Origin of the sequence: Clostridium autoethanogenum DSM 10061, assembly GCF_001484725.1 — a bacterium.
In the GTDB taxonomy this organism is placed as follows: domain Bacteria; phylum Bacillota; class Clostridia; order Clostridiales; family Clostridiaceae; genus Clostridium_B; species Clostridium_B ljungdahlii.
The window spans coordinates 278,300-299,107 of the sequence record NZ_CP012395.1; the positions used below are offsets into that span (position 1 = coordinate 278,300).

At 29.8% G+C, this 20,808-nt stretch carries 20 protein-coding genes and 1 riboswitch; of the genes, 3 read left to right on the forward strand and 17 right to left on the reverse strand.

Annotated elements, in window-relative coordinates; translation table 11 throughout:
* Positions 1-148: 148 nt before the first annotated feature.
* The 7 genes from CLAU_RS01225 to CLAU_RS01255 all read right to left on the reverse strand — a co-directional run bounded on the left by CLAU_RS01225 (position 149) and on the right by CLAU_RS01255 (position 7,602).
* Entirely contained in the window at positions 149-1,519 is a 1,371-nt protein-coding gene (locus CLAU_RS01225) for an N-acyl-D-amino-acid deacylase family protein (protein WP_013238822.1), read from the reverse strand.
* 54 nt (positions 1,520-1,573) lie between these two features.
* Complete coding sequence (locus CLAU_RS01230) at positions 1,574-2,650, reverse strand: polyamine ABC transporter substrate-binding protein (protein WP_013238823.1); 1,077 nt, start codon at positions 2,648-2,650, stop codon at positions 1,574-1,576.
* Between the two features lie 51 nt (positions 2,651-2,701).
* Positions 2,702-3,490 carry an ABC transporter permease gene (locus CLAU_RS01235; RefSeq protein WP_013238824.1) on the reverse strand — a complete coding sequence of 263 codons (789 nt, stop codon included), beginning with the start codon at positions 3,488-3,490 and terminating at the stop codon, positions 2,702-2,704.
* 1 nt (position 3,491) lies between these two features.
* Positions 3,492-4,361: an ABC transporter permease gene (locus tag CLAU_RS01240; RefSeq protein WP_013238825.1), complete on the reverse strand. Its 870-nt coding sequence runs from the start codon at positions 4,359-4,361 to the stop codon at positions 3,492-3,494.
* A complete protein-coding gene (locus CLAU_RS01245; RefSeq protein ID WP_013238826.1) occupies positions 4,358-5,470 on the reverse strand; it encodes an ABC transporter ATP-binding protein in 1,113 nt (370 codons plus the stop codon). The genes CLAU_RS01240 and CLAU_RS01245 overlap by 4 nt, the downstream gene beginning before the upstream one ends.
* A gap of 247 nt (positions 5,471-5,717) precedes the next feature.
* Complete coding sequence (locus tag CLAU_RS01250; protein ID WP_023161733.1) at positions 5,718-7,133, reverse strand: PH domain-containing protein; 1,416 nt, start codon at positions 7,131-7,133, stop codon at positions 5,718-5,720.
* On the reverse strand, positions 7,117-7,602 hold the full coding sequence (locus CLAU_RS01255) for a PH domain-containing protein (RefSeq protein ID WP_023161734.1): 486 nt from the start codon (positions 7,600-7,602) through the stop codon (positions 7,117-7,119). Before CLAU_RS01255 ends, CLAU_RS01250 begins: the two co-directional genes overlap by 17 nt.
* A gap of 197 nt (positions 7,603-7,799) precedes the next feature.
* On the opposite strand from CLAU_RS01255, the gene CLAU_RS01260 reads away from it, so the two are divergent.
* Positions 7,800-8,078, forward strand: coding sequence for an ArsR/SmtB family transcription factor (locus tag CLAU_RS01260; RefSeq protein WP_023161735.1), 279 nt, complete (start codon positions 7,800-7,802; stop codon positions 8,076-8,078).
* A gap of 545 nt (positions 8,079-8,623) precedes the next feature.
* On the opposite strand, the gene CLAU_RS01265 is transcribed toward CLAU_RS01260, so the two are convergent.
* The 5 genes from CLAU_RS01265 to CLAU_RS01285 form a co-directional block, all read right to left on the reverse strand.
* On the reverse strand, positions 8,624-9,532 hold the full coding sequence (locus tag CLAU_RS01265) for a glycerophosphodiester phosphodiesterase (protein ID WP_029170036.1): 909 nt from the start codon (positions 9,530-9,532) through the stop codon (positions 8,624-8,626).
* A 399-nt stretch (positions 9,533-9,931) separates the two neighbouring features.
* Positions 9,932-11,395, reverse strand: a complete 1,464-nt coding sequence (locus CLAU_RS01270) for an amino acid permease (RefSeq protein ID WP_013238831.1) — start codon at positions 11,393-11,395, stop codon at positions 9,932-9,934.
* Between the two features lie 123 nt (positions 11,396-11,518).
* Positions 11,519-11,695: riboswitch (Lysine riboswitch) on the reverse strand.
* A gap of 111 nt (positions 11,696-11,806) precedes the next feature.
* Positions 11,807-13,627 (reverse strand): MutS-related protein, encoded by a 1,821-nt coding sequence (locus CLAU_RS01275; RefSeq protein ID WP_013238832.1) that lies wholly within the window; start codon positions 13,625-13,627, stop codon positions 11,807-11,809.
* 36 nt (positions 13,628-13,663) lie between these two features.
* Positions 13,664-14,095 (reverse strand): bacteriohemerythrin, encoded by a 432-nt coding sequence (locus tag CLAU_RS01280; RefSeq protein WP_023161739.1) that lies wholly within the window; start codon positions 14,093-14,095, stop codon positions 13,664-13,666.
* 204 nt (positions 14,096-14,299) lie between these two features.
* A complete protein-coding gene (locus tag CLAU_RS01285) occupies positions 14,300-14,662 on the reverse strand; it encodes a phage holin family protein (protein WP_023161740.1) in 363 nt (120 codons plus the stop codon).
* 221 nt (positions 14,663-14,883) lie between these two features.
* Between CLAU_RS01285 and CLAU_RS01290 the strand changes: the two genes are divergently transcribed.
* Positions 14,884-15,210 (forward strand): hypothetical protein, encoded by a 327-nt coding sequence (locus CLAU_RS01290; protein ID WP_023161741.1) that lies wholly within the window; start codon positions 14,884-14,886, stop codon positions 15,208-15,210.
* Positions 15,211-15,260: 50 nt separating this feature from the next.
* Here the strand turns inward: CLAU_RS01290 and CLAU_RS01295 are convergent, their stop codons facing one another.
* Positions 15,261-15,461 (reverse strand): alpha/beta-type small acid-soluble spore protein, encoded by a 201-nt coding sequence (locus CLAU_RS01295; protein ID WP_023161742.1) that lies wholly within the window; start codon positions 15,459-15,461, stop codon positions 15,261-15,263.
* Positions 15,462-15,707: 246 nt separating this feature from the next.
* Between CLAU_RS01295 and CLAU_RS01300 the strand changes: the two genes are divergently transcribed.
* Entirely contained in the window at positions 15,708-16,547 is an 840-nt protein-coding gene (locus tag CLAU_RS01300; RefSeq protein WP_023161743.1) for a PHP domain-containing protein, read from the forward strand.
* A 56-nt stretch (positions 16,548-16,603) separates the two neighbouring features.
* Here CLAU_RS01300 and CLAU_RS01305 read toward each other — a convergent pair whose 3' ends face one another.
* From CLAU_RS01305 to CLAU_RS01320, 4 genes are all read right to left on the reverse strand, one after another.
* Positions 16,604-18,004 (reverse strand): aminopeptidase, encoded by a 1,401-nt coding sequence (locus tag CLAU_RS01305; RefSeq protein ID WP_023161744.1) that lies wholly within the window; start codon positions 18,002-18,004, stop codon positions 16,604-16,606.
* A gap of 203 nt (positions 18,005-18,207) precedes the next feature.
* Positions 18,208-19,149, reverse strand: a complete 942-nt coding sequence (locus CLAU_RS01310) for an aminopeptidase (protein WP_023161745.1) — start codon at positions 19,147-19,149, stop codon at positions 18,208-18,210.
* A 19-nt stretch (positions 19,150-19,168) separates the two neighbouring features.
* Complete coding sequence (locus CLAU_RS01315; RefSeq protein ID WP_023161746.1) at positions 19,169-19,843, reverse strand: AroM family protein; 675 nt, start codon at positions 19,841-19,843, stop codon at positions 19,169-19,171.
* A 16-nt stretch (positions 19,844-19,859) separates the two neighbouring features.
* A complete protein-coding gene (locus CLAU_RS01320) occupies positions 19,860-20,792 on the reverse strand; it encodes a DUF1177 domain-containing protein (RefSeq protein WP_023161747.1) in 933 nt (310 codons plus the stop codon).
* Positions 20,793-20,808: the final 16 nt, after the last annotated feature.

A 20,808-nucleotide genomic window follows, 5' to 3' on the forward strand; every position in this document is an offset into this window, starting at 1 on the left:
TCATCCTATTTGTCTACTATAGTTGTAATTATGCTCTATATAATGTTATAAAGAGCATAACCTAATTAAAAAACGGTATGCTCTTTATAATACATCTTCAAAAAAATAACCAATCAGTATGCTAGACTATTTTTTTTAAATACCTAATTTAATTCATTTTAATTGCCCTTCCAGGCAAAATATCTTTTTTAATTTTACCATACTCAGCTACTACATGTCCATTAACTATTACATAATGAACTCCATTTGGATAAGCATCTGGTCTTCCTTTTCCCAAAAAGTCAGATTTATCTTCAATAGTATCTATATCAAATATTACTAAATCCCCATCACATCCTGCAGACAACCTTCCCTTATTTTTGAGGCCAAGTATATTTGCCGGTATCAAAGTACATTTTTTTATAGCATCAATAAGAGAAAGATACTTTTTCTCCCTTACCATCTTTTTAAAGAAGCGTGGAAATGTACCACAATTTTGAGGATGACCTTCTCCTATGTCTCCTGTAGGAGAAGGACCTGTATCTGAAGACAGTACTACATAATCTCTTAATAGTGCTTCATAAATCTCTTCTTCTACTCCAGTGTAACAAATTATAACTGCATCCTCATCATTTTGTCTCATTTTGTCATACAATTTTTTTGTAAGACACTTGCCTTTAAGTTTTCCTGAAGCTATATATAGATCACTGAATTTCCATCCAAATTTTTTAATATGATCTTCATCAAAAACACTGGTGGTTATACCTGTTGCAAAAGAAGTATACATTCCGCTGTCTGCCCATATATTTACTCCATTTTTTCTTGCCTTATCTAAAATACCAAGTGCCTCTGTCATGACTCCTTCTCCATATTGATATACTAAATGGGATACCTGAACTAGTGCACCTGTAATTTCTGAGATCTTAACAGCTTCTTTAAGAGATTCTAAATCATCAGGAGCCTTAAGCCTTGTGTGAATAGAAATTAACTTTTTATACTGTGAAGCAAGCTTGCTTAAGGCTATAACCTCTTCAAAGGAAGACCCTGGAGCATATTCAAGCCCAAAGGATAACCCCACAGCTCCATTTGCAAATTCTTTTTCCAAAAGTTTTTTCATTTCCCCTATTTGAGTTTTTGTCGCATTTATATAGGGATTATCAATTCCAACTTTATATCTTAAACTAAAGGAATGGCCTATAAATTGAAGTTGATTTATTGGAAAGCCATTTTTATTTTGTGTTTCAAAAAACTTGTTCAAATTTGTAGGACCACCACCACAATTTCCACCTACTGTTGTAGTAATTCCTTGAACTAAAGACAATTCTCCATAGCTCATATTTCCGTCAATATGGGCATGAATATCTATAAAACCGGGGCATACTATACAACTTTTAGCATCAATTTCCTTTCTGCCTCTTATATTTTCACTAGTAATTGAAGCTATCTTACCATTTTCAACCGCTAGATTACCATGGAATATTTTTTGATTTTCTGGATCTGCTATTTGAGCATTTTTTATAACTAAATCATAGATATTCATAAACCTGCCTCCCCCATAAAGTTTCATTTAAAATCTATATTTAAGTTTTCAATGCTATTGTTGTTTGAATTCGGACCATATTAAATCATAGGTCTTTGCAGCATTGCCTACATCTCTAAATCTTTCAGCCCTATTTAATTCTGAATCTGGAATAAATACTGCCTTGTCGTTTAAATAACTACTCGACATAAATTTCTTGGCAGCTTTATTTGTATTTACATATTGATTAATTGTCGTAGCTTCATTGCTTATTTTACCATCCAGCATAAAGTTTATGAACTTTTCAGCATTTTCTTTGTGAGGTGCTTTTACTGGTATAATAAAATTATCTTCTTCTGCATTCATGCCCTCTTCTGGATATACTATTTTAAACTTAGAATTTGTTTTAACTGCAGTAGATGCTTGAGAACCATACATAAATCCTACTGTTGCATCTCCATTAATAAGACTATTATGAGGTGTATCTGCATTAAGTACTTTTACATTTGGCTTTAATTTTTTAAGTTCTTCCTTAGCCTGAGCTAATTTCTTAGAATCCGTCTCATTCATGGAATATCCTAATTTTTTAAGAGTCATGCCTATTACTATTCTAGGATCATCTACAAGTACAAGAGAATTCTTAAGTGTAGAATTCCATAAATCTTTATATCCCTTTATCGGAATTTTAACTTTTTCTGAATTATATACTATTATCTGACTTCCTAATGTATAAGGAATAGAATATTTGTTGCCTTTATCATAAAGTTGATTTAAAAATCGAGGATCTACATTTTTATAATTTGGTATCTTTGACTTGTCTATGGGCTGCATTAAAATATTTTTTTGTTTTCCCATAACTTCAATAATATAATCACTGCATATTACTACATCATATTCAGCTCCCTTTGCTGCCTGAAGTTTTGTAAGCATTTCCTCGTTAGTTGAAAAGTTACTGTAATTTACCTTTATACCTGTTTTATTCTGAAATTCCTTTATTACAGAATCGGGTACATAATTAGCCCAGGTAAACACATTTACTACTTTTTCATCATTTCCAGAAGCCTGTTTTTGACTTCCGCAACCAGACAAAGTAGCAATCGTACATGCAACTATTACTGATAAGCTCAATAGTTTTAGTAATTTCTTTTTCATTCAATATTCCCCCCTCATTATATTAAAATTAATATTCATACAAATTTAAACCTATACTTTTTTTATTCCTATTAGTTTAATAATTTGTACAGAAGCTAAAATTACAAATGTGACTAAAAGCATAAGGGTACAAAGGGCATTTATCTCTGGAGATAACCCAAATTTAAGCATAGAAAATATCTTTATTGGAAGAGTTGTGCTTTCCGCTCCCGATACAAAAAAATTTATAATTACATCATCAAAAGAAAGAACAAATGCAATCATTGCCCCTGAAAATATGCCCGGTAATATGAGTGGAAGTGTAATACTGGTAAAAACCTTAAGCCTATTTGCTCCAAGGTCCATAGCTGCATCCTCCATTGACAAATCGAATCCTGCAAGTCTTGATCTAACTACTATAAACACAAAAGGAATACTAAAGGTTGCATGTGCTAGAACTAAGGTACCTATACCAAGGGTTAGCCCAATTTGTGAAAAATACACAAGCAATGCAATTCCCATAATAATTTCAGGTATAACAATAGTTATATTTAATAATCCTTCCACTACACTTTTTCCCTTAAATTTATACTTATACAATCCTACAGCCCCTATTGTACCTATTATTGAAGAAACTATCGTACTTATAACTGCTATGGTCAAACTATTTTTAAATGCAACTATAACATTTGAATCATCAAACAACTGCTTATACCAGTTAATAGTAGTTCCATTCCATGCTGCCCCTGTTTTTGCACTGTTAAAAGAATAAACTACAACCACAGCTATAGGTAAGTATAAAAAAATGAATACAAGCACTATATACAGGACAGAAGTTCTCTTAAGAATTTTATTTATCATGCTAAAAAACCTCCAAATCCACTTTTTTACCTACTAGCTTAGTACTTACATGCAAAAGTATCAGTGTAATAATTATCATAAATACAGATAATGCTGCACCGAAAGGCCAATCACGAGATATTAAAAATTGATTTCTAATTAAATTGCCTATGAGCATTACCTTGCTTCCTCCCATAAGATCACATATATAAAATAATCCAAGGGAAGGTATAAAGACTAAAATACTTCCAGCTACAATTCCAGGCTTGGTAAGCGGTAAAGTTACTGTTAGAAATGCTCTAAGAGAAGTTGCACCTAAATCTTTAGCTGCTTCAATGTAATTTTTATTAACTTTTTCTATAGATGTATAAAGTGGTAGTACCATAAATGGAAAAAGAGTATATATCATTCCTATAAGTACAGCTCCATAAGTATACAACATTTCAATAGGTTCTTTTATAAATCCCACTTTAATAAGTAAATTATTCACAAGTCCCTCTGTACTTAAAAGTGTCATCCAAGCATAGGATCTTATAAGAGAGTTAGTCCAAAAAGGGACAATTATAAGCATTACAACAAATATACGAAACTTTTTTGGTATTTTTACTACAAGATATGCAAATGGATATCCTACAACTAAAGTAAATAAAGTAGTTATAAGTGCAATTAATAAAGAATCCATAAATACCTTAAGATACAGTGGTGATATAATTCTTTTATAGTTATCCAGAGAAAATACGAAATCAATTCCACCATTTGTCCCCCTTTGTAGAAAGCTTATAAATATAACATAGCAAATTGGCGCCCCCATTAAAACTATCATCCAAAGAGATACAGGCCCTATAAAAAAACTTTTTTCAAAATTTAATAGTCTCTTTTTTTCAATCTTCAACTTACCATCACCTTGCTTGTTTGATTAATCTCATCAGTATTCTCCTTATTATCTATTATAATAGCGTCCTTTACATTCCAATATATCCATAAAGTTTCATTAATTTCTGGTATTCTTGAATTTCTATCATAATTATTGGATACAATTTTTCTTCCATCTTCTAAAATAAAAGTGGTTCTTATATTAGAACCTAAATATACATTTTCTTGGGCTATTGCCTTAATACTAAAATTTTCAACTTGACTTAAAGAATATTTAATATTTTCAGGTCTAACTAAAACAGACACCCTCTCTCCTAAATTGAATGCTTTATTTAAAGCAGCAAGTTTAAACTCTCCAGTTTTCAATATAACCCTATCTTCAAAAATATCTTCCACAGTTGACTCAAACAAGTTGGATTCACCTATAAAACTTGCTACGAACCTGGTTTTAGGATTTTCATATATATCTCTAGCGTCACCTACCTGTTCTATAGATCCTCCATTCATTATAACTATACGGTCAGACATATTTAATGCCTCTTCCTGATCATGAGTTACATATACAAATGTTATCCCCAGTTTTTTTTGAAGCATCTTTAATTCTATCTGCATTTGTTTTCTTAATTTAAAATCTAGAGCACCTAAAGGTTCATCTAAAAGCAATATTTTAGGTTTATTAATAAGTGCCCTTGCAATTGCTACCCTTTGTTTTTGGCCCCCGCTTAACTGAAATGGCATTCTTTTTTCGTAATTACCTAACTGTACAAGCTCTAGCATATCATTAACACGTTTTTTTATTTCTAACTTTTTAACTTTTTTAATTTTTAAACCATAGGCTACATTATCAAATACATTCATATGGGGAAAAAGAGCATAATTTTGAAATACCGTATTAATATCCAACTCATAAGGTTCCCTATTTTCTATAGGCTCTCCATCTAAGAGAATACTTCCAGCAGTGAGTTTTTCAAAACCTGCAATCATTCTAAGTGTAGTTGTCTTTCCACAGCCACTTGGTCCAAGGATAGTTAAGAATTCACCTCTTCTAATATCAAGTGAAATATTTTTTACTATTCTTTGTTCATCAAAAACTTTTGCTAAATTAATAAGTCTCAGAATACTTTTCAATGTTTCCACCTCCATATTATGGTATTAAAAAGCTTCTGACTCTTTACAGAGACAGAAGCCCACTTCTGCGATCTTTATTCACTCTGCTATACTGTTTTGCCATACTGTATTGTAGAGAATAAAAAATTTGTAAATACAGGTTTTAATATCAATTCCTACTGTTTTACTCACATTTAATTATATGGTTATAATAACATATTCAAACATTTTAGTCAATTATTTTATACTATTGTATTACCAACTATTGTTATTTTAAAAAAGTCTCAATAATATTATCTTTTAAATTTTTAACCTTTAATTCTTTACCATAATTAGAACTATATAAAATAAATTTGTAATTGCAAACTCCCTTATTGTGTTGGAAATAATTATATGATAAAGTCACAGATTGTATAGTCGACATCTTTAAAAGAGATTGAGTCTTATTAAAACTATTATGGCATATACAAACCAAATTTCTATTTATCCCCAGTGCGGTATTTTTAAATTCCATATGTCCTATAATAAATAATATTATAAACATGACTATACTAAATAAAATAAAGCTTGGTTTGGTAAACGCAATTATCCAAGTGACAATTATCCAAAATATAATTTTCTTATAAAAAAATCCAAAATATACATTACTAAGAGGTTTATTAAAATTATCTTCATATAAAAATTCATTAAGTAAATCTTTTAATATTCTATCTTTCAATTGGCTATTACATATGGGATATAATATAGCTTTTTCTCCTTTTTCATCTCCGTATCCAATACTTTCTATTTCTATAGTAAAATAGCCAAAAACCTGCATTAAAACGCTCTGTTTAAGATGTATTCCTTTAATCTTTTCTCTATCGAAACTATAATTTTTCTTATTTAAGGCTCCATAATTTATGGAAATTTTATTATTATCAGCCCACATCCTAAAATTATAATATTTTATAAAATTATATATAATAGACAAACATAAACTTACAAATAATATAATACAAACTATAATTACTATTATATAAATTTTTTCATAAAAAGTTACATAATGAAACCCTCTAAAATATCTAGATGTATCAATATTAAGTTTAAGTAATTTTTTAACACGTTCTTCAAAAAATTGCTGTATAGCAAGCAATATAGCTAGTCCCTTAAACAGCGAATTAGATATAATAGAATATATAAATAATTCTTTTGAACCTAAACTATAAGATTCCTGTTCATATTTATTTTTAAGTGTATCCGTATTTTCCTTAAGCAGTATATTTCTAATCGCCTCAGCCCTACCTCTATTTAAAGTGAACTTCAATTCATTTCCATGATCCTTTGCATCTCCTGTATCAATTTTTATAGTTGCTACATTAAAAATTTGTTCAAAAAAATTTGTTGAAATGTCCACTGTATTGATTTTTTCTAAAGGAACTTCTATTTTTTTTACGCTAAAAACCCCTTCTTTGTGATAAATATACTTTTCTCTTATTATAAAAATGTTTTTTCTCCATTCTATAATCTCATATGCTAGAAGTAGTATTAATAAAATTACTGCAGTTAAAATTCCTAATCTAAATCCAATCCACTTAATTAAGAATCCTGATGCAAAAATAATTCCTATCATTTCTTTTAATATTGTGCCTAAACTATAAAATAATTTAAAGAAATGATTTCTCTCTATCCTATCCAATTTTATCACCCAATTCTATAACATTTTTAAGGTTATTTGCGACTTTTTCAGCATCTTTCACAGCTATAGCAGGGATTTTATGTGTACCCCCTGCCGTTATAATATTTACAGAAGCTATTTTACACATTCTTTCAATTGGTCCCTGTTCTATTTTTAAATTCTGAATTCTAGAAATTGGAATTATTGTTCTTTTTCTTATGATTATGCCTTCTATAAGTTCAATTTTATCTTCAAATATGCCATATTTCCACTGCTTATACTCTAAAAAAGGCCATATAAAACTATCCAAAATTGAAACAAATATTATTATTGCAGTTAAAAAATTTAAAATACATTTTAGTACTTTCATATCTTCAATTCTTGGCATTAAAAACAAATTCATACATAGCACATATAAAGCTATAAATATAACACTAATTGCTGTTCTTCCAATAATCCATGATTTTATAGCACTTTTATCAATCTTATCATAATTCATAGTTAATCTCCTTTACATATCTAATGTACTTGCTTGTACACTAATTAGTTTTGCCTATATTATATATTACATAATTAAATTTTACTATTTTAAAATTTAATAAATCCTTTATAATTATTATATATTGACGTTTATATTTGTATATCATAATATGTAAATGTAAAGATTGAAATATAGAAATATAGTGAGGTAGAACTATGGACAATAATTATAAAGAGTATGCCGATACTGCTGAGCTTCTTAAGGTACTGGCACATCCTATTAGACTATGTATAGTCAGAGGGCTATCAAATAAAGGCTGCTGTAATGTTACACACATGCAAAATTGCCTTAAAATTCCTCAGTCAACTTTATCACAACACCTACAAAAATTAAGGACAGCAAAAATTATAGAAGGAACTAGAAATGGACTTGAAGTTAATTACAATGTTTGTAATAAAACAGCTATTGATTTAATTCATGTTTTATTTAAGTAATTTCAATGATCTATAGGGTTTCAAAGTAGAAAGTTAACTTATACCAGCCATATACTAACAAATTTCATCACACCAAAAACTTTTTATAAGTCTAAAGCTCGGTATTTTGAAAATCTAAAGAAGCCTATATAAACTCGTACCTCAGACATATATAAGCTTCTAAGATTTTCTAAAATACCTCACTAAAATTTATAAAAAAAGTTTTTAAGTGTGATTTCCATTTTGTTAGTATATTTTATGTATAAGTAACTTTTAAATTGAAAACCCTATATATATGTTTTCTAACTAAAAAATAACTTATGCGCAGAGATATTTTTACAATAAATAAACATATTTAACGGTGCTTGTTTTTGTAAAAATATTTGGAGCATAAGTTTATTTTTCGTTTAGAAAACTATAATAGATTATTGTAATTTCAAAAATATTAAATTTAAAACTTATTGAAGTAAAGCTGCAATAACGCTGCATTTTAGATCTTCTGTAGTGTTAACGAAAGAAAATCATCCATAACTATTAATTCTTAATTTTTAATTGTACTTTAATAGCTATACAGGATTTTTTCTTAATTTTACTTCTTGTTTACTTGGATAAATGGTATCAGAATATATATAATCTACCCCCATTTTAGCAGCTCTTTTAAAATCTTGTCTTCTGTCAATTGTCCAACAAAATACCTTTAATCCATCTTTATGAGCCAATTGTACAATTTTCTTATTAAGAAAATCATATCTGGAGTCTAAAGCCACAGCCCCTATAGATTTTGCATACATATAACCATGGAGTCTGCTATTTGGATTTATAATTGGCATTATACGAATCTCATTATCCTTACTTTTTAAATATTCTAAAGCTTGATAATTAAATGAATGAACAATAACTTTTTTTTCGTAACCATATTCATGGATAATATCTAAAAATGTATTAATATCTCTATTTCTTCTACTTAAAAATTTAATTTCAAATATTGGCACAAGATTGTATTTAGAGCATTCCGTCAATGCTTCCTCAAATCGAGGTACTTTTAAATTAGGATATTGAGCTATATTTGCTCCCTTATCAATCTTAAGCTCATCTATTTCGTCTGACGACTTTTTTGTTATTGGTCCCCTTCCATTAGTTGTTCTATTAAGTGTAGGATCATGGAGTAAATATAAAACACCATCGGAGGAAGAGCATACATCTAATTCTACTCCCCAATATCCCATTTTACCTGCAATATCAATAGCAGGAATGGAATTTTCAGGAGCAAATTTATTTGCTCCACGATGGGCTATTACTATAGGTTCATTTTGCATTACAGCATTATTGACTTTTTTTGGTATCTTGTTCTTTCTTTTATAATTTATATTATTTAATTTGTTAATTCTTATATTAGACGAATATTTAAGAGAAAGAGAACTGGTATTGTAATAAAAAGTTACAGCCATAACTTTTAAAAGTAATACAGTAAACAATATAAGGATAACATTTGTAAATACCTTTTTATAAATACTATTACCCCCCTTATTGATAGAGCTTTAAGCTTAACTAAATATTTTAGCAGATTTAACTTTAATTTAAAAATACCATACTAGACAAGAACATGATTTTTTTCATCATTTCTCTTTTAATTCTACCATAAATTATCTATAATAGTCTAATTTATAAAAAATATATATAATAATTTTACTACATTACCTAAGCTAGTAATAAGAAGTATTTTACTCTTATCAATAACTATTGTTACGCAAATATTATTTTTTATATATAATAAGATAAACTCATTAAATTTGTGTATTAAAGATATCATCTTTATTAAAAACATAAAAAAGTTTCCAGAAAGGTAAACTTCCTAGAAACTTTTTTCCAAAACATTACTTCATATCTTCTACTTCTTTTTCAATACTATTAAAATCTACATCCTCTAATTTAATAACTTTTGTACTATGCCTTTTTTTATACCATATCCATAGACCTAAGAATAAAGGCAGTCCTATATATGAAGAAATAACTCCGCCCCAATCTATTTTAGCTTCTCCAAAATAAGTAATACCTTGGCCCAAAATAACCACAATACAAAGTACAAGTGCTATAATCGGACCCAGTGGAAATAATTTAGCCTTATATTTTAATTTACTAAAATCACGTTTTTGTAAATTATAAGCCTTTCTAAAACGGTAATGGCAAAGTGCTATTCCAACCCATGCTACAAATCCTGCTAGTCCTGAAGCTGCTACCAGCCATACATACACTGTAGTTTCTGCATAAAATCCAGTTAAAAAACAAGCAGATGCCACTATAGTAGTAAGTATAAGTGAATTTACTGGTACTCCCCTTGAATTAACTTTTGCAAAACATACAGGTGCATTTTTTTCTTTAGCCATAGAATATAACATTCTTGTTGAAGCATACATTCCAGAATTCCCTGCAGATAGAACTGAGGTTAAAACAACTGCATTCATAAGAGAAGCTGCCCCTGCTATACCTGCCTTTTGAAATACCATCGTAAAAGGACTTGTATCAACTCCTGCATTCATATAAGGTATAAGAGCTCCTACTACAAATATTGTGCCTATATAAAATAATATTATTCTCCAAAATACAGCATTAATTGCCTTTGGTATAGTTTTTTCTGGATTTTCACTTTCTCCTGCTGCTATACCTATAAGCTCTGTGCCTTGAAAAGAAAATCCTGCAATTAAGAAAACTAAAAATATAGATTTAAAACCACCTACAAAAGGTGCATCTCCTACTGTAAAGTTTTTAAATCCTACAGGTTTTCCATTAAATATTCCACAAATAGTTGCCACACCTACAATTAAAAATACTATAACTGTAAAAACCTTAATACCTGCAAACCAAAATTCTGATTCTCCATAAGCTTTTGCAGACAATAAATTAAGTCCAACTATAAGTACTAAAAAACATACACTCCATATAATAGATGGTACACCTGGAAACCAAAATTTCATTATCAAGGCCCCTGCTACCATTTCTGTTGCAACAGTTATAGCCCAATTGTACCAATAGTTCCATCCAAGTGCAAACCCAAGTGCCGGATCTACAAACTTAGTAGCATATGTACTAAAGGAACCTGAATCAGGCATGTACGTTGCCATTTCTCCTAAACTTGTCATTAAAAAATAAACCATAACTCCTATACAGCCATAAGCCACAAGTGCTCCTCCGGGACCCGCCTGTTTAATCGTAGCTCCTAGAGCTAAAAATAACCCTGTTCCTATAGCTCCGCCCAAAGCAATCATATTTAAATGCCTGGCTTTAAGACCTCTTTTAAGTTCATAGGTCCCCTCTTGTTTTTGTTCTGCAACACTCTGCATTTTTTTCCCCCCTTATCGGTTTTTAATTTCCGATAAGTGATATAACTAAGACGGACATAAGGTGATCATAAAAATAACCTTGAGAGTACACTCAAGGTTATATAAAGACATATTAATCCTATAACGAATGATAGCTCTCCACAAATTAACCTTGTGACAGTTTTACATATATTTTATGTAAACCCAATTATTTAGCATTAAAGCATCTGCTAAATAACTTCGGCAAAATTTCCTTTCAAGTTGTATCATAGTGCTTAACTCCTCAACTCTACTCTTAAATTCTGCACCTCTACCTCAGTTATTCACTTATATTAATATATTATGAACTAAAACTTCAAGTTAGTCAATAGATTTTGTACTCTAAAGTACATTTTGTAAAAATATTATTGAATATGCAAAAAATATATCAGATTAATCGTCAGGTACATTAATTCCTGCCATTTTCATAAGATACAGAGCATTTCTCGTTTTCGATGCACCCCTATGTAATTTATAATCAAACTGTATTTTATTATCTTTATAATATTCTCTAAAATGATAATTTTTTACTCTTTCATTACTTTCACTCTCTATATCACATAATTCCAAATCATGAGTTGATACCATACCACAGGTATTAGAATCCATCAATTCATTTATAAGTATCTTGGCTCCAGTGTGCCTATCTATGGAATTAGTACCTTTAAATATTTCATCTAATAAGAAAAAAATATTTTCTCCCCTATTAGCAGCTTCTACAATAGATTTTATTCTCAAAATTTCTCCATAAAAAGAAGATATATTTTTTTCTAAATTGTCACTTATTCGCATACAAGTGTAAATACTCATTATAGAACAACAAAATGATTTTGCACGAACCGGTGCCCCCGAATAAGCAAGTACTAAATTTATACCTGCTGTTCTTAAAAAAGTGCTTTTCCCAGACATATTTGATCCCGTGATAAGTGCTACTTTAGAATTTTTATTCAAATCCAGATTATTACAAACTGCCTTATCCCCTAAAAGAGGATGTGCCATAGAATCTGCTTTTAAAACCAAGGATTTATCCAAAATCTGAGGCATTGTCCAACTTGAATGGTCAAATGCTATAACTGCAAGACTACTCAACATTTCAAATTTTCCAACAGTTTCAATCCAATCATAGAGTTCCCTACCATTTTCTTCTCTCCACTTTTCAAAGGCAAACATACATTGATAATCCCAAAGGAAAAATATATTAAGTATTATATATGCAAGATTCTGGCGCTGAGATATGCTCTCTGATATCTTTTTTAGCTTATATATTTCTTCTGCTGCATTTTTTAATTTTCCATTTTGTTTTTTTAATAGCATACTTTTTAAGTCATTTAAGTAATCACACTGAAATTTTTCTTTGCATATTAAGGATATAGTTTTTTCATAAGATCTTATATTACTTTTTAAATTAAAAACTGTGTTTAAAGTGCTAAATCTGTTTTTAGCCCCTGGTAAAAGTAAAATTATTTGAACTACAAGTGCTGCATACCCTATAGAATTATTAAAAAAGTGAAATACAAAACTCATAAACAAAAGCATTATAGTTACAATAGGAATTATTTTAAATACAACTATAATGTATTTATTTCTGTATGTTGAATTCTTAGTTGAAACTATTTCTTTAAGCTTTGAAACACTCTCCTTATTATCTTCTATGGATGAACTTTGTGCCTCTAAATGCTGTCTCCACTTTAATTTACAGGACAATTCCAAAACTGCACTTTGTCTTTTTTCTATATCTTTAGAATTTCCTAAAGGTGAAGACAACACATTTTTTAAATTTTCCTTTCCAAGATAAGTATTACAGCAATTAATACATTGAAATAATGAGTTTTCACCAAATATATCAAGATCCCAGGAATAATTATGTTCTACATTCTTAAAATTTTCTCCTTTTTCGTTAAATTCTTTCCAATCACCAACTATTCTTTTTAACGAATTACAATTTATTTCTACTAGCTTTTTTGTAAAATCTGTATTTTGTTTTAACTTTTCATGGATTCTTACAGCAAGTACAAACAATATAGCTGAAACCAGGAAAATGCTTAAACTCATATAGTGATAGTTTTTAATATAGAAACCTACTATAAAGATTATTCCTAGCAAAAATATTAAAAAACGTAACCTACTTATACGTACTACAGTAGAACTTTGACTTTTCACAAGATGATCGTAATGTTTTTTTCTCCTGCAGTAGATTTTTTCACTTTCCTTCAAATATATTTCTCCTCTTTTCTTACTACGTCTATGTTTCTATTTGCTATTTTTCAGCCTACTTAATTTTAACTCATCAAAATAATCTTTTATCTTCAAATCCATACCTAATATATGACTTGATATCCAATTGTACACAAAATCTAGAATATTCAAAATTGATTTTTGTATATCTTCATCCATTTCATCTAAATCCAAGCTCTCTATTTTTTCTATAAATTTATCATGCACTCGTTTTTGTTCCGAATAGCCTGGATAGTCATACATTTTCATAATCTTTTCTTCATCCTCAAAGTGATAAACAGTATACTCTTTTAAATCATCAATTAAATTTAAAATATCACCAAAATAGTCCACGTGATTTTCATTGACAGCTAACTCATATATGGACTGTCCTATTTCAAATAACTTTTGGTGCTCATCATCTATTCTCTTAATTCCACAAGCATATTCATCTTTCCATTCAAACATAGTATACTTCCTTTCTAAATATTTTATTGTAAAATTCTTTAAATAAGTTTAATTTTTATAATTTACTGATTGTGCTGCTTCTGTACATATTATAACAAAATTTGAATTAGTAAACTACTACTAATTTAAAACGCCGCCGGAATAACACCGGCGGCGTAAAGAAAATAAAAAATTATTCACTTATTGGATCTGTAGGAAATATTTTTACATAACCCTTCCTGGAATTACGGCATCTAATATTCCAATAACTACTGCTGCCAAAATAGCTCCTACTATGGTAACTCTCATATATGGAACTAAAAATTGAGTTAAATATAATATTACAGCTGCAATTACAAAACCTTTTACTCCTTTTCCAAAAGGAGAAGCATCTACATTCATAAATCTTTCTACTAAATAATCTATTAAACTTATTACAACTGCTGCAGCTACATATGACCATAATCCTGATATTTTGAAACCAGGTGTTAAAAATGAAGTTATTGCCAATACAACTACTGTTAAAACAAATCTTAATATATAACCTCCCAATGTAGATCTTTCAGGTTGTTTATTTGTATCACCCATGGAAGTCACTCCTTTTTCAATAAAATATTTATTCACTTATATTTTTACCTAAAACATAAAAAATATTTAAAAATAAAAAATTTTTTAAATAGAAGTTATAACTATTTTATTTTTAGATAAAACTAAATTTAAAATGAATATTGACAAAATTTAAGAAAAAAGGTATAAGTAATATTGTCTGTATAGTAAATACTTATAAATTACTAAAAAGGAGTGTAACAATGAAAACATTTCAAACTCTTATTGATGAAACTTTACAAGCCAAGGATTTAGATGAGTTAGAATCCGCTGCAGATCTATTTCAATTTGGTATAGAAAAAGGATATTATAATCAAAGACAGTCAAATGAATTTAACACTACATACTGGAAAATAAAAAATAAATATTTGGCTTATGAAATTGCAAATCAGATAAAATACAGTAAACTGGACATTTTGACTATAGTTATTAATGCACCAGTGAATATAAAAGACAATAAGTCAGAACTTTTAAGCTATGTAAATGGCCGTATAAAGGCACTTAGAGGTAAAATATCTGGAATCAAATAGTGCAAAAGCCAGATGAAACTATCATCTGGCTTTTACCTATATTCAATATCTTATTTTAAGCCCTGTTCATAGGCCTGAATCATCTTTTTAACCATGTTTCCACCTACGGAACCTGCTTCTCTAGAAGTAAGGTCTCCATTATAACCTTCCTTTAAATCTACTCCTACTTCCCTAGCTGATTCCATTTTAAATTTATCTAAAGCCTCTTTAGCTTGTGGAACTAAGACTCTGTTTCCTCTACTGTTTGCCATAATTGTTCCCCTCCTCATTTTTAAATTATTTGTTTTGTATTACACTATCAGTTTGCTCCATATAAAAATTATTACTCTATAAAATTAAATGAAAATATACTATATTATAGGGTATCTAGAAACTTTTATAAGCGAAAATTTTTCTCTACTATACTGTGAAAAGCCTTAAATTTAAAGCTTATTGAAACTTTGCATGATTAAAGTAGTATAATAAATATAAGTTAATTTTAAAAGCAGGTGATTTTATTGTATAAAAAAGGAGATTTTCACTTACATACTAATGCTTCGGATGGTAACTTATTTCCGTCAAAACTAGTATGTATGGCAAAACGAGAAGGTGTTGATATTATTGCAATAACAGACCATGACACCTTATCTGGTATAGATGAAGCTTTAAAGGAAGGAGAAAAAATAGGTATCAAAGTTATTCCTGGAATAGAATTATCTACCTTGTATGAAAATAGAAGCGTTCACATACTGGGGTATTTTAAAGATATCTCTCATATATCTCCAAAATTTAAAGACTTTTTAAAAGAAATGAACTTATACAGAATAAACAGGGCAAAAAAAATAGTAAATAATTTATATAAATTTTTCAATATAAAACTTGATTTTGAAAACATATTAAAGATAGCTAATGGAGTTGTAGCAAGACCCCATATAGCAAAAGCCATAATAAATGCAGGTTATAATTACAGTTTTGATTACATATTTTCAAATTTTATAGGAGATTCCAGTCCTGCCTACGTTCCAAACAAAAAACTTTCTACAATAGAAGGAATAAAAATGCTTACGTCTTTAAATGCTATGGTTATACTTGCCCACCCTGTACTTGTAAAAGATATAAATATAGAAGATTTAATCAAGCTTCCATTTCATGGTATAGAAGCTATTTATCCTGCTAATAAAGTTTGTGATACAGAGAAATTCATAAAGTATGCTAAAAAGTATAAAAAAATCATAACTGCAGGATCTGATTTCCATTCTACAAACAAAAAAAGTTTAAAGCACGGTCATACTATAGGTGAAGTTTATTTAGATGAAAATCAAATAAATGATTTTTTAAGCAAACTTAAAAGTTTATAGTTTTAAAAATAATCTGCAGAGGCTTTAATTAAGTTAAAGTCTCCACAGATTATTTCTTATATCTCTTTTAGAAATGCAACGTATCCTTTTACAGCTTCATATATATCTGCTTTACTTGCTACTTCCCAAGGTGCATGCATATTGTGAAGTGCTATTCCACAATCTATAACTTGCATATTGTACTCCGCTAGTATATAAGCTATAGTTCCACCACCACCTTGGTCTACCTTGCCAAGTTCTGCTGTTTGCCAGGATACATCGTTTTTATCCATTATATTTCTTATTTCAGCTATATATTCTGGATTCGCATCATTACAACCTGATTTTCCTCTTGCACCAGTATATTTATTAAATACTACTCCCTTTCCAAAATATGCTGCGTTATTTTTATCCATTACAGAAGGATAATTTGGATCAAAGGCAGCGCTTACATCAGAAGACAGCATTTTCGAATTCGTTAAAGCCCTTCTAAGTTTTAAATCGCTGTATTCTTCGCATAGTGACATTACTTCAGCTACTGTATTTTCAAAAAACCTTGATTGCATTCCTGTAGCTCCTACGCTTCCTATTTCTTCTTTATCTACTAAAAGAGTAACACAGGTCTTGTTTGGATTTTCTATTTTCATCATGGCATCAAAAGAAGTATAGGCACATATTTTATCATCATGGCCATAAGCCATAACCATACTACTGTCAAGTCCAAAATCTCTGGCAGGCCCTGCTGGAACTACTTCTAATTCTGCAGATACAAAATCCTCTTCTTCTATTCCATATTTGTCGTTTAAAATTCTCAATATGTTCTTTTTTACTCTATTTTTAGCTTCTTTGTCCTCTATTGGAATACTTCCAATTAGAACATTTAAATCTTCTCCTTCTACAACCTTATTTCCTTTCTTATCCATCTGGTCTCCTGCAAGATGTACAAGTAAGTCAGATACTCCAACTACAGGATCTCCATCCTCTTCTCCTATTACTATTTCTACCTTAGTTCCATCTTTTTTTATAACTACACCATGAATGGCAAGTGGAAGGGTAACCCACTGATACTTCTTTATACCTCCATAATAATGGGTGTCAAACAATGCAAGGTCAGCATCCTCATAAAGAGGGTTTTGCTTTAAATCAAGCCGTGGGGAGTCTATATGAGCTCCAAGTATCCTCATCCCTTTTTCCATATTCTCCGTACCTATTACAAAAAGAGCTAAATTTTTATTCTTATTATTAGCATAAAACTTATCTCCTGCTTTTAAAGTGGATTTTGCATTCATTATATCCTCTATATTTTTATATCCGTTTTTTTCAGCTCTCAATATAAATTCTTTTACACATTCTCTCTCTGTCTTGCATTTAGACATAAATTTTTCATACTCATCTGAAATTTTAAAGAGTATTTTAAAATCTTTTTTTGAATATTTGTCCCATGCATATTTGTATTCCTTAGTTAAATTCTTTGACATTTTATCTCTCCTCTTCTATATTAATGTTATTGTATTAGCAAATAAATGTTACACTTCACTTTATTAACAATTATATTCTATCACAAAACACACCAATATATTAATATTTAGATTTTCTTATCTCCACCATAAAATTTCATTTATAAAAAAAGATTTAGCACTAAATAAATTTTAGTACTAAATCTTTTTTTATATATTCTAACTTATACTAGGAATTTCCCCCTATCAATCACATGGACATTATCTAAATATAAATCCGGATTTAAAATAACACCATCAATATGACAATCTGCTTTTACTGTTCCTCCAAAAGATGTATTTGTACCAAAAGCAATATGTACTGTTCCATAAATTTTTTCATCTTCTAATATAACTCCTGTAACTTTAGCCTCAGGATTTGTTCCAATTCCCAATTCACAAAGACTTGAATTTTTTTCATTATAAAGAAGTATATTTAGCTTATCTGCATCTTTGCCTTTTATTTCTTTTAATTTTCCATCTTTAATTTTCAAATAAAGAGGTTCCGAAACTTTTCCCACTCCAACCATACTGCCATCAACTATCATCTCGCCTTCTGCAGTTTCCTCTACAGGAGCTATATACGCTTCTCCTGAAGGTAGGTTACCAGACGTACTTCTTTTCCTATAAACTCCTGTGCTCGGTACACCATTCCTATTGTTCAAACTCATAGTTAACACATGACCATCTTTAATTATTTTGGCAGTTTTAGCTTTAGTTAGTAAGTCAGTTATTTTTATTGTGAGTTTTTCCACTTCACTATAATTTGCCTTTATAGGTCCCTCGGAAAACATATTTTCAGTTATCCCCGGCATGGTTGCAATTCTTGCACCATTCTTAACCGCATCGATCTTTGCATTGGTATGAGTTATAGAAGCTTTAGTTGCACATATTACAACATCAGCTGCTTTCATAGCTTGAGAAATACATTTAGGAGGTTCTTGTCCACTTACTTCTCCAGATTTCATAAGTGCAAGTACAGCTTCTCCTCCCATTTTCTGTGCTTCCTTATATAAAGCCTGTCCTATATTTAACTTGGTTTCATCCGTAACAATCAATACATTCTCATCTTTTTTTAAACCAAGGCATTTGTCTAATACTATTTTACTTCCCTTTTCTAAATCCAAAATACATCTCTCCTAACTGTCAGTCTAACATTTCTTTTATGATTCTTCCAATAAGAGTTCTTGGTAGTATAACTGGTTTGCCAGTTATATCTCTCACCATATTTTTCATTTTTAGATTGTATCCTATACAATCCATAACAATTACATCCACATTTTTTTCTTTCATATCAAGAGCTGCTTTTTTAATTTTTTCTATACTTTCATAGGGAGAAGCAGCTATTACTTCTATATCTTTCCCACTTTCAGACCATTTATCATAAGTCTGCCTTATCTGATTACAAAGGGGAGTAAATACCCCTATCTTATTGTTGCTTGCAAGATTAGGTACTACAGAATGTAAAATGGTTTGAGGATATATAAGTAATTTATTTGATTTAAATACAGGCGGAAAACATCCTGTACATATAAATACAATGATCTCTACACCTCTATTTTCTAATTTTTCAATACATTTTTGAAGTTTTAGCAATATATTCCTTTCTGCAAATTTAACAGAAGTTCCATCCTGCAGCCTTGACACTAAAATATAGTCATTATCTTCTATTTTAAATGATTCTATTTCGCCCCTTGTCAAACCATCAAGAGCTCCTGTCTCTACTATTTCTATATTATCACCAAGAACACTTTTTATTTCAGGAACTACGTCTACCCTAGGGGATTGTCCTATAGTTATAGTACCAATTTTTTTCTTCATAAATATAACACCCCTTTTACTTTCCAAGAGTTTGTATGTGTTTCATTGATCCGTATTTTTCCTTTATCAATTCAAATTCCTCTTCATCATAGAAACTGCATTCCTTTTTTCCATAAGATTTTGCAACTTCTATAGAAAACCTAGCTGCCTCTTCCATATCTTGAAAGTGACTAGCTCCTGTTGCACATCCCGGAATGGATACCTCCGTTGTTATAGCTACTCCAATTACTGGTGAATCGGTAGCTGTTGATGGCTGCAGTATACTATTTAAATGATATAATCCATTTCCATAAGGTGTAATATCCTGAGTTGACAGTGCAAATACATAAGGCAGTTTTCCTGTAGTAATCTGCATAATACTTATAATATCGCTGCTAACTTTCAGTATATATCCTTCCTTAACTGTTGGTGAAATAGCAAATCCTCTAGTATTTATTATGTTATTTCCTTTTGTAGTATCTATCGATAATATAGCATCTAATTCATCATCTACCTCAGCTTTATTTACTACAGACATTTCCACTGGAGACCCCATAAAAGGAACTGGCTTGTGAGGCTGTGTAGGAGCATTTGGACAAATATGTGTACATACTACTACATCGCCTTCCAAGTAATCTCCCTTATTTTGCATATCCAAAATTCTTGCTGCAGCAGCTAAAGCTGTTAAGGCACCATCTGCATCAGAAACCATTCCTGTAAGTTCAGGTCTTGCACCTATTCCTCCAAGTCTACCTAAAATACCTATAGTTGGTGCATACATACCTTTTGATTTACCTTTTAAACCTGGTATCCTAATTTTTATAAAATCAGTAGATCCCTCATCTCCTTGAATTTTTTTAACAGTTATATCTTTTCCACCATAGGATTCCAAATATTTTTTTACCATATTGCCATTTACATCTGCCCTATCTACAATGTCATTTACTTCTAAAATTTGTTTTAGTAACATAATTTATTCCTCCCTG